Consider the following 10,032-nt stretch of genomic DNA (forward strand, 5'->3'; position numbering starts at 1 on the left):
CATGCCCGGGCAGAGTGGGCCGTTTCGCCGATGGTGGTGGCTTCGAAACGGCTGGTTCCGTTGCAGCCGCCTTCAACGGTGCCATGGGTCGGCTCCAGCAGGATCGCGAAGTCGCCCTGGAGCAGGTCTCCATGGTTGCGGACCAGCCTTCCAAGGCCGCTCTTGACCGCTTCCACTTCTTCATGGTCGTAGAAGACGAAGGTGACATCCTTGTCCGGCTGCCGCCCGTCGTCGAACAGTGTTGCCGCGAGGGCCAACTGCACCGCAACTCCGCCCTTCATGTCGGTGGTACCGCGACCGTACAGCACCCCTTCACCGGGAACGCCGGATTCCCACGTGGCCGGAACAGTGCCCAAAGAGCCGGCTACGGTGGGCAAGGGCACCGTGTCCAGGTGTCCGGCCAGGATGACGCGCTCGGAGCGGCCAAGTTCGGTGCGCGCAATGATGGCGTCACCGTCACGGATCACCGTATAGGCAGGAATGGCACGCAGCGCCGCCTCAACGGCGTCGGCGAGTTCGGTCTCGTTACCGGAGACGCTGTTGAAGTCGATGATCGCGGCCGTCAGCAAGGCAACGTCCTGGCGCAGGTCAAGGAGGGTGGGGGCAGGATTCAGGGTCACCCGTCCAGCCTAATCCCCGGCGACAACCATAAATGCGACTTCTCTGGCATGAGACGGGTTTTAACCGACCTCTGCCTGCTGGATAGACTTGCCCCATGACTGAAACTGCTTCCTCTGCTGCGCCCGCAAACGCGTCCGACAACCACCGATCGGCCTACGGCTTCGGCCTGGCCACCATCGCCACCTCGGCTTCCGGGGAAGCAACCGTGCTGGACGTCTGGTACCCCGCACCTGCCCTGGGTGTTGCCGCCGAGTCCTTGCGCGACGTCGGGAACGCCGATCCCGCGCTAACCGCACTTGCCGAGGAAGGCACGGACGCTGACCGCAGTACGGAGCAGAAAGTTGTCTTCGCGCAGATCGACCTCGACGCCGCCCCGGCAGACACTGCCGATGCGTACCTGCGTCTGCACCTCCTCTCGCACCGACTGGTCAAGCCCAACAGCATCAACCTCGACGGCGTCTTCGGCAAGCTTCCCAACGTGGTCTGGACCAACTTCGGCCCGGCCGCCGTGGACGGGTTCGAACTGACCCGCGCCCGTTTGCGCAAGCGCGGCAACGTGGTGGTTTACGGCGTGGACAAGTTCCCGCGCATGGTTGACTACGTGGTTCCCACCGGCGTCCGCATCGCCGACGCCGACCGCGTCCGCTTGGGTGCGCACCTCGCAGAGGGCACCACCGTCATGCACGAAGGCTTTGTGAACTTCAACGCCGGCACCTTGGGCACCTCCATGGTGGAAGGCCGCATCTCTGCCGGCGTCGTAGCCGGCGACGGCACCGACGTTGGCGGCGGAGCGTCCATCATGGGCACGCTCTCCGGTGGCGGCAAGGAAAAGATTGCCCTGGGCGAGCGGGTCCTGCTCGGCGCCAACTCCGGTGTGGGGATCAGCATCGGAGATGACTCCGTAGTGGAGGCCGGTTTGTACGTCACCGCCGGCACCCGCGTCCGCGTTCCCGGCCCCAAGGACGAGAACGGCGAGGACACCAGCAAAATCATCAAGGCCGTAGAACTCTCCGGCGTCCCCAACCTGCTGTTCCGCCGCAACTCCACCACCGGCGGCGTGGAAGTCCTTCCGCGCAAGGGCCAGACGGTGGAGTTGAACGAGGCTCTCCACGCCAACTAGCAGGAGAAAATCAATGCGCCGGTTCCGCCGCATCATCGTTGCGGTGCTGGCTTTGGCCCTCGTAGCAGGTGCCATCTACGCGATCGTTGCTGTACTGCAGCGCTCCGAGACCATGGTCACGGAGCGCTGCATCGCCGTCGCCGGCTCTGATAGCCATGAGCTCGCCACGGACCAGGCCGCGAACGCTTCCCTCATCGCCGCCATCTCCGTCCAGCGCGGGCTGCCGCCACGGGCTGCGAGCATTGCCCTTGCCACGGCGATGCAGGAATCCCGGCTCCGCAACATCAACTACGGCGACCAAGCGGGCCCCGACTCCCGTGGGCTGTTCCAGCAGCGGCCATCACAAGGCTGGGGCACGGAGGCGCAGGTCATGGATCCCGTTTATGCCAGCAACGCGTTCTTTGACGGGTTGGTCAAAGTTCCGGGCTACGAATCCATGGAGATCACCCAGGCCGCTCAAGCGGTCCAACGCTCGGCTTTCCCACGCGCCTACGCCCAGCACGAGGGCATGGGCAGGGCCTTCGCTTCTGCGCTCACAGGGCACTCCGAAGCGGCACTGAACTGCGAATTGCGCATGCCCGAAGCAGCAGGTGACCCTGCCGCCGTCGTCGATGAACTCACGACCGCGTTCGGTACCCAAGCGGCTACAGTCCAGGGCCGCTCGGTGCAGCTGGACATCACTGGCACACAGGCCTGGGCCGTGGCGCACTGGGCCGTGGCGAATGCCAAGACTCTGTCCATCACCCAGGTGGATGTTGGCGGCCGGGCCTGGAACCGGGAGAAGCGGGACGGCTGGCAATCCTCGGCGGCTCCCTCCGAAATCGTCACTATCACTGTTTCGGCCCCCGCCACGTGAGTTTTCAGCGCCACGTAAGTTTTCAGGCGAGGATCTCCACCACTGGCTGGACGTAGCTGCGGAAGACATCGGGCTCGGACAACAGCCTGTGGCTCATGATCATGGTGTTGGGTTCCAAGTACCAGGCGCGTGGCTCGTTCAGGGGTAGCTCAATGATGGTCAATTCGAAGTCGCGGGAACTCCGGCCGACTTCCAGCAGCCGGTCCTCCACCATTTCATTGAGTACTTGGGTTAGCCCGTTGGCTTCGCGGGACGCCTCGAGATCTGCGTACTCGTCAATCCTGTCGGTAGCCCATCCAAGGGCAGAGCCAAAGTGGGCCTGCAGCACGCGTTGGAGTGCCGGTGAGTTGCCGAAGGCTTTGAAACTTGGTGGCGCCAGTTCCGAAGCAGGGTGCGGATAGGCCTTCACCAGGCTCTCCCACCACGCTTCCCACTCGGTCTTGAGCGCGTGGATTCCGCCGACATCTGAGGTCAAGTGGCTGTGGTCCGCATGCCGGACTTTGGGATCCGCGTGGGACAGGCTGGGTCTGCCGGCACCATCCAGTCCTGCAACGTCCCTTAAGTACAGGGCAATGAGCATCGGCCCGGACGTATCCATAGTGATGCGCCAACCCGGGCCGCCTGACTCGTGCATCCGAAAATCCTCCCTTGGCAGGGTGCCGACATCTTCCAGTCTATTCCCGTTGGGCCCGGAGGGTAGGGGTGCGGTTCATTGCTTTATGGAGGCGTTCTGCCGAGGGAACAGGCCTTACGAAGCGGCAGGCGCGGCGGTCAGCGACCGCAGATGGGCCGTGAGGACGTCGCTGCACATCTCGGCCGTCATCCACTCCGGCTGCAAGAGGGCATGCATGCACAAGCCGTCCATGGTAGCCAGGAGCCGCTCCGCCTCCGTGACCAGGGTTTCTTGGGCATCCTGTTCCCCGGGGCTCAGGAGCATGATCAAGCGCCCGACGACGGCGGCTACAGTGCGGTGGCTGCGTTCGGCTTCGGCAGCCAGGACAGGTTTGATCCGGGCGGCATGCCTGAACGCCATCCAAACGCATGCATCCATCGCCAGGTCCTCGTCCAAGGGCAGGAACTGGCCCAGGAGGTTCAAGACTGCGGCATCCTGTTCCGGGCTGCCTGCCGATGCTTGCCCGACCCCTGCCAGCGCTGACTCCAGCCTGCCTGCAATACGGTCGATGACGGTACCGAAGGAGAACACCAGGAGGTCGTCGCTGCTGGCAAAATAATGCCGGACCGAACCCACTGCCAGTCCGGCCTCGTCCGCTACTTCCCGCAGGGACGCGCGTTCCAGGCCATCGCTGGCAATGATCCGGAAAACAGCTTGGACAACTTCCTGGCGCCGGGCTTCGGCATCAACAATTTTGGGCACTAATTGTTTTTAGCACGAACGTGCTTCAACACCGCTCAACACAGAGCGGCGTGGCTCCAATTTCCGCTAGCGTAGAGACCATGAAAATTCTTGTCACGGGTGGCACCGGCTACATCGGTTCCCACACCGTTTTGTCCCTTCAGGAAGCCGGCCATGACGTCGTCGTGCTTGATAATCTGGTGAACTCCAGCGAGGAATCCCTCCGCCGTGTCTCCGAGCTCACCGGCAAGACCGCCGTGTTCCACAAGGTTGACCTGGTGGATGAGCCCGCAGTCGAGGCCGTGTTCGATCAACACGAGATCGACGCCGTGATCCACTTCGCTGGCTTGAAGGCCGTCGGCGAGTCCGTCCAGGAGCCCCTCGCCTACTACTACAACAACATCGTTGGCACCCTGAACCTGCTCCGGGCCATGGACAAGCACAACGTGCGCTCCATCGTCTTCAGCTCTTCGGCGACGGTGTACGGCGAGCACAACCCCATCCCGTACATCGAAAAGATGGAAATCGGTGCCAACAACCCCTATGGCCGCACCAAGGAACAGATCGAGGACATCCTCTCTGACCTCGGCAACGCGGACGACCGCTGGCATATCGCACTGCTGCGCTATTTCAACCCGGTGGGTGCACACCCGTCCGGCCGCATCGGCGAGGACCCCCAGGGCATTCCCAACAACCTCGTGCCGTTCATCGCACAGGTGGCTGTGGGACGCCGCGAGAAGCTCATGGTCTTCGGCGGCGACTACGACACCCCGGACGGCACCGCCCAGCGCGACTACATCCACGTGGTGGACCTGGCCGACGGCCACGTAGCAGCCTTGAATTACATCGCCGGGCGCGCAGGCGTTCGTCGCTGGAACCTCGGCTCCGGCCGTGGATCCTCAGTGCTGGAGGTACTGCGCTCCTTCGAGAAGGCAGTCGGCCAGCCGATTCCTTACGAAATCACGGGCCGGCGCGCAGGCGACCTTCCCGCGTTTTGGGCCGATGCTTCCTCCGCCCTGGCCGACCTCGGCTGGTCCACCACCAAGACCGTGGACCAGATGTGCGAGGACCACTGGCGCTGGCAGAAGAACAACCCGTACGGCTACAACGCTTCTGCTGCGACGTCCGCGGCAAACAAGGCCTAGGCTGCAGAAGCCTCCGGGACCAACGACGACGGCCGCTCACCTCGCGCGAGGTGAGCGGCCGTCGTCGTTACTGCCTTGGTGCTAGTTGGCCGGGTAGTTGCGCTCCGGCTCCCCTGTGTAGAGCTGCCGCGGGCGGCCGATCTTGGTCTGGGGATCGTTGATCATTTCGCGCCACTGGGCAATCCAGCCCGGGAGGCGTCCAATGGCGAACAGTACGGTGAACATCTTCTCCGGGAAGCCCATGGCCTTGTAGATGAGGCCGGTGTAGAAGTCGACGTTCGGGTACAGCTTGCGCTGGATGAAGTAGTCATCAGCCAAAGCCTTCTCTTCGAGGCGCATGGCAATGTCCAGCAGTTCGTCGTTGCCGCCGAGCTTGCCGAGAACTTCGTGGGCCGTTGCCTTGATGATCTTGGCGCGGGGATCGTAGTTCTTGTACACGCGGTGTCCGAAGCCCATGAGGCGGACGCCGTCTTCCTTGTTCTTGACCTTCTCCATGTAGTCCTCGGGCTTGATGCCGTCGGCCTGGATCTGGCGGAGCATCTTCAGCACGGCCTCGTTGGCGCCACCGTGGGCAGGGCCGAAGAGGGCGTTGATGCCTGCGGACACCGAAGCGAAGAGGTTCGCGTTGGAGGAACCCACCAGTCGCACGGTGGACGTGGAACAGTTTTGCTCGTGGTCAGCGTGCAGGATGAGCAGCAGATCCAGTGCCTTGACGACTACCGGGTCCATTTCGTACTGCTCAGCCGGGAGGCCGAAGCTCAGGCGCAGGAAGTTCTCCACCAGGTTCATGGAGTTATCCGGGTACAGCATCGGCTGGCCGATGGACTTCTTGTGGGCGTAGGCAGCGATCACCGGCAGCTTGGCCATCAGGCGGATGGTGGAAACTTCCACATGCTCCGCGTTGAAGGGATCCAGCGAGTCCTGGTAGAACGTGGACAGCGCCGAAACAGCCGAGGAGAGCACCGGCATGGGGTGGGCGTCACGCGGGAAGCCGCCGAAGAAGCCCTTGAGCTCTTCGTGCAGGAGCGTGTGACGACGGATCTTCTGGTCAAACTCTTCCAGCTCCGTGGGAGTGGGGAGGTTGCCGTAGATCAGCAAGTAGGAAACTTCGAGGAAGCTCGAGTGCTGTGCGAGCTGCTCAATGGGGTAACCGCGGTAGCGCAGGATGCCTGCGTCGCCGTCGATGTAAGTGATGGCCGAGGTGGTGGCCGCTGTGTTCATGAAGCCGGGGTCATAGGCAACGGCGCCCGTCTGCTTCAGCAGCTTGGAAACGTCGTAGCCTTCGTTTCCTTCTACAACCTTGATGCGCGGCAGTTCGAGTTCGCCGCCGGCATGGCGCAGTGTTGCGCTGGTGGTCTCAGTCATGGAGTCCCCTTCATGAGGCCTTTGGGCCTCTATCGAACGCTTGTCCAACCAACTTCTGGTGCCGCCGCCCTCGGCCCTACTGTTGCAGGGCTCCAACGGCCGAAGTGCTTTCTTAGAGAAGGCCACCATTGATAGTCAGTTAAAAGCTACCGCCAGTAACCCCCCGGAACTAATCCGGGTTGTCGGGTTACTGGCGGAATGACGCCGTTAGTGGCGCATGTCACAGCATTGTTATGGGGCTGTGGCAAGCCGATCTACTGCTGCGTCAATGCGTTCGTCAGTTCCGGTAAGAGCCACGCGGATGAAACCATTGCCGGCGTCGCCGTAAAACACTCCCGGACCCACCACAATGCCAAGATCGGCAAACCGTGCCACAGTATCCCAGGTGGCTTCGCCGGCGGTGGACCAAAGGTACAGCCCAGCCTTGGATTCGTGGATGTCCAGCCCGAACTTCTCCAGCGCTGGTACCAGCCGCTCGCGGCGCCCTCGGTAAAGATCCTTCTGGGCCAGGACATGCCCGGCGTCCCCCAAGGCCACACGCATGGCTTCCTGCACGGGGTAGGGAACAATCATTCCTGCATGCTTCCGGCTGTTGACGAGGTTGGCCACGATGGCAGAATCCCCGGCGACAAAAGCTGCCCGGTAGCCAGCCAGGTTGGACTGCTTGCTCAACGAGTACACGCACAGCAAGCCATCGGTGGAACCGCCGGTCACGCGGGGATCAAGAATGCTGGGGACAGCTTCTCCCCCGCGCTGGGCATCCCATTCGCCCCAGCCCAGCTCGGCATAGCACTCGTCCGAGGCCACTACCGCTCCGATCTCGCGGGCCTGGCCCACTATCCTGCGGAGCGACTCGACATCCCGGACGCTGCCAGTCGGATTCCCCGGAGAGTTGATCCAGATCAGGCGGACCTTGGCGCGGGTGGCCGGATCCAGTTCATCCAAGTCATCGGCAGCAACGGCCGTGGCGCCTGCCAATGAGGCGCCGATGTCGTAGGTCGGGTAAGCAACAGTAGGCCGTACAACGACGTCTCCGGCGTTCAGGCCGAGCAGGAATGGCAGCCACGCGACAAGCTCTTTTGAGCCCACGGTTGGCATGACGTCCTTGGGATCCAGGCCCGGAACTCCGCGGCGGCCGGCGAACCAGTCCACCACGGCCTGGCGCAGGGCTTCCGTACCGTGCACCGTGGGATAGCCATGGGCGTCTGCAGCTGCTGACAAGGCATTCCGGATCAGCGCCGGAGTGGGGTCCACCGGCGTTCCAATGGAAAGGTTGACTGCGCCACCGGGGTGCTTCGAAGCCGTGGCCACAAACGGAGCCATGGCCTCCCAAGGGTAGTCAGGCAGGTTCAGGCCGAAAGCCGGCGCCGCTGAAATCAACGAAAATACCGCCCTTAGTGGTCTTGGTTCTGCGGGGGCAGCGCAGCGATGAACGGGTGATCCTTACCCGTGTTGCCGATCTTTGCTGCTCCACCCGGGGAACCGAGGTCGTCGAAGAACTCAACGTTGGCCTTGTAGTAGTCGGCCCATTCTTCCGGGGTGTCATCCTCGTAGTAAATGGCCTCTACGGGGCACACGGGTTCGCAGGCACCACAGTCGACGCATTCATCGGGGTGGATATAGAGGGAACGCTCACCTTCGTAAATGCAATCAACAGGGCACTCTTCAATACATGCCTTGTCCTTGACATCCACACACGGCTGCGCGATTACGTACGTCACGTCCCAGACCTCTCCACAGTTTGTCCCGGCAATGACCGGGGTAATACGGCCGGCATCATGCCGGGCACTCAACTTCCGAGCCTATTATCCAACAGTGCAATGACGCCAACCTAGCCCGCGTCTTAGTATGAAACGGTGACTCCCCCGCATTTGCCGCCCAGACAATTCCTACTCACTGCGGAGCCGGGCATCCGGGTGGTGGTCCGGTACAGGATCGACGACGGCCTGACGGACGCCCTCGGCTACCTGCTGGACACCAGCGAGAACAGTTGCACGGTACGGACCCGTACATCCGACGTCGAAATTCCCTTGGCCATGGTCATCGCCGCGAAAGAGGTTCCGCCGCCACCGCCGCGGCGGCAGGGCGTCCGGTCCGCAGGCGGCTGGCTGCCACCAGCATGACCAAAGAGACCGCAGCGATGCCGAAGACCCACACGTTGCCTACGGCATCGCCGAGGACCAGCTGCTTGGCAGGTCCGGCCGAAGACAGGACCCCGACGACGGCGTAGCTCACCACGCCTGCCACCGCCGTGGGGACTATTGAGCGGGACCAGGCGGCAAGCCACAGTTGCACCGATGCCAGCAGCATCAATGCCGCTGCAACACCCCAAGGGACCTCGACGCCGGCCAAGGGCAGCACCTGGCGGTGCAGGCCTGTTCCTGCCATAGCAACGAAAAGAGCCGCCAGTACGGCCGCGGCAATGCCACGAACCGTACCGACGGCTCCATTCTTCACTCAGCTGCCTTCGACTGTGTCAGTCAGTGCAGGCTAGGACTTGGCGCGGGCGCGGTTGGCCTTGGCGCGCTCGTTGGAGTCCAGGATGACCTTGCGGATACGGATGGATTCCGGGGTTACCTCGACGCACTCGTCTTCGCGGGCGAATTCGAGGGACTCTTCGAGGGTGAGATCGCGCGGCGGCGTCAGGTTTTCGAAGGTGTCCGAGGAAGCGGCACGCATGTTGGTGAGCTTCTTTTCCTTGGTGATGTTGACGTCCATGTCATCAGCGCGGGAGTTCTCGCCAACAATCATGCCTTCGTAAACCTCGGAGGTGGGCTTGACGAAGAAGGAACCGCGCTCCTGCAGGTTGATCATGGCGAACGGCGTCACAACACCGGCGCGGTCGGCGATCATCGAACCGTTGGTACGGTATTCGATCGGGCCGGCCCACGGCTCGTAGCCTTCGGAGATAGAGGCAGCGATGCCGGCGCCACGGGTGTCCGTCAGGAACCGGGTACGGAAACCGATCAGGCCACGCGCAGGGACGATGAACTCCATGCGGCACCAGCCGGTACCGTGGTTTGCCATGTTGGTCATGCGACCCTTGCGGGCGGCCATGAGCTGCGTGACAGCGCCGAGGTATTCCTCGGGTACGTCGATGGTCATGTGTTCCATCGGCTCGTGCAGCTTGCCGTCGATGGTCTTGGTGACAACCTGCGGCTTGCCCACGGTCAGCTCGAAGCCTTCGCGACGCATCTGCTCAACCAGGATGGCCAGCGCGAGCTCGCCACGGCCCTGGACTTCCCAGGCGTCGGGACGCTCGGTGGGGAGGACCTTGATGGAGACGTTACCGATCAGTTCCTTGTCCAGGCGATCCTTCACCTGGCGGGCCGTGACCTTGGCGCCCTTGACCTTGCCGGCCAGCGGCGAGGTGTTGATACCGATCGTCATGGAGATCGCGGGATCATCCACGGTGATCAGCGGCAGCGGCTGCGGGTTCTCGGCATCCGTGAGGGTTTCACCAATGGTGATCTCCTCGATGCCTGCAACTGCGACGATTTCGCCCGGTCCAGCAGACTCGGCAGGAACGCGGGTCAGTGCCTTGGTGGCGAGCAGTTCGGTGATCTTGACG

The 10,032-nt window shown here is 62.9% G+C and carries 10 protein-coding genes and 1 pseudogene; 3 read left to right on the forward strand and 8 right to left on the reverse strand.

Going from position 1 to position 10,032, the window contains the following annotated elements; translation table 11 throughout:
• Nucleotides 1-620, reverse strand: a 620-nt coding sequence (locus tag HP499_RS15445; RefSeq protein WP_172325119.1) for a M20/M25/M40 family metallo-hydrolase, incomplete at its 3' end; no start/stop codon positions are given.
• Between the two features lie 95 nt (nt 621-715).
• Here HP499_RS15445 and dapD point away from each other — a divergent pair.
• On the forward strand, nt 716-1,741 hold the full coding sequence (gene dapD, locus HP499_RS15450; RefSeq protein ID WP_172325121.1) for a 2,3,4,5-tetrahydropyridine-2,6-dicarboxylate N-succinyltransferase: 1,026 nt from the start codon (nt 716-718) through the stop codon (nt 1,739-1,741).
• A gap of 13 nt (nt 1,742-1,754) precedes the next feature.
• Nucleotides 1,755-2,597 carry a hypothetical protein gene (locus HP499_RS15455; protein ID WP_172325123.1) on the forward strand — a complete coding sequence of 281 codons (843 nt, stop codon included), beginning with the start codon at nt 1,755-1,757 and terminating at the stop codon, nt 2,595-2,597.
• A gap of 22 nt (nt 2,598-2,619) precedes the next feature.
• Here HP499_RS15455 and HP499_RS15460 read toward each other — a convergent pair whose 3' ends face one another.
• Entirely contained in the window at nt 2,620-3,231 is a 612-nt protein-coding gene (locus HP499_RS15460; protein ID WP_172325125.1) for a hypothetical protein, read from the reverse strand.
• 114 nt (nt 3,232-3,345) lie between these two features.
• Nucleotides 3,346-3,972, reverse strand: a complete 627-nt coding sequence (locus tag HP499_RS15465; RefSeq protein ID WP_172325126.1) for a TetR/AcrR family transcriptional regulator — start codon at nt 3,970-3,972, stop codon at nt 3,346-3,348.
• An 80-nt stretch (nt 3,973-4,052) separates the two neighbouring features.
• On the opposite strand from HP499_RS15465, the gene galE reads away from it, so the two are divergent.
• Nucleotides 4,053-5,096: a UDP-glucose 4-epimerase GalE gene (gene galE, locus HP499_RS15470; RefSeq protein WP_172325127.1), complete on the forward strand. Its 1,044-nt coding sequence runs from the start codon at nt 4,053-4,055 to the stop codon at nt 5,094-5,096.
• Nucleotides 5,097-5,177: 81 nt separating this feature from the next.
• On the opposite strand, the gene HP499_RS15475 is transcribed toward galE, so the two are convergent.
• The 5 genes and pseudogenes from HP499_RS15475 to HP499_RS15495 form a co-directional block, all read right to left on the reverse strand.
• Complete coding sequence (locus HP499_RS15475; protein WP_024817462.1) at nt 5,178-6,461, reverse strand: citrate synthase; 1,284 nt, start codon at nt 6,459-6,461, stop codon at nt 5,178-5,180.
• A 231-nt stretch (nt 6,462-6,692) separates the two neighbouring features.
• Nucleotides 6,693-7,841: a succinyldiaminopimelate transaminase gene (gene dapC / locus HP499_RS15480; protein ID WP_172325128.1), complete on the reverse strand. Its 1,149-nt coding sequence runs from the start codon at nt 7,839-7,841 to the stop codon at nt 6,693-6,695.
• 14 nt (nt 7,842-7,855) lie between these two features.
• Nucleotides 7,856-8,182 (reverse strand): ferredoxin, encoded by a 327-nt coding sequence (gene fdxA / locus HP499_RS15485; protein WP_018776555.1) that lies wholly within the window; start codon nt 8,180-8,182, stop codon nt 7,856-7,858.
• Between the two features lie 319 nt (nt 8,183-8,501).
• Nucleotides 8,502-8,918 (reverse strand): hypothetical protein, encoded by a 417-nt coding sequence (locus tag HP499_RS15490; RefSeq protein ID WP_172325129.1) that lies wholly within the window; start codon nt 8,916-8,918, stop codon nt 8,502-8,504.
• A 33-nt stretch (nt 8,919-8,951) separates the two neighbouring features.
• Nucleotides 8,952-10,032 (reverse strand): annotated as a pseudogene (locus HP499_RS15495) (translational GTPase TypA); the annotation flags it as partial.

Origin of the sequence: Paenarthrobacter sp. CM16, from assembly GCF_013179505.1 — a bacterium.
Taxonomy (GTDB): Bacteria; Actinomycetota; Actinomycetes; order Actinomycetales; family Micrococcaceae; genus Arthrobacter.

Bases quoted from the DNA above. Each gene is read 5' to 3' on its own strand.
- dapD (WP_172325121.1), top strand. From the start codon at position 716: ATGACTGAAACTGCTTCCTCTGCTGCGCCCGCAAACGCGTCCGACAAC.
- HP499_RS15475 (WP_024817462.1), bottom strand. From the start codon at position 6,461: ATGACTGAGACCACCAGCGCAACACTGCGCCATGCCGGCGGCGAACTC.
- HP499_RS15460 (WP_172325125.1), bottom strand. From the start codon at position 3,231: ATGCACGAGTCAGGCGGCCCGGGTTGGCGCATCACTATGGATACGTCC.
- galE (WP_172325127.1), top strand. From the start codon at position 4,053: ATGAAAATTCTTGTCACGGGTGGCACCGGCTACATCGGTTCCCACACC.
- HP499_RS15455 (WP_172325123.1), top strand. From the start codon at position 1,755: ATGCGCCGGTTCCGCCGCATCATCGTTGCGGTGCTGGCTTTGGCCCTC.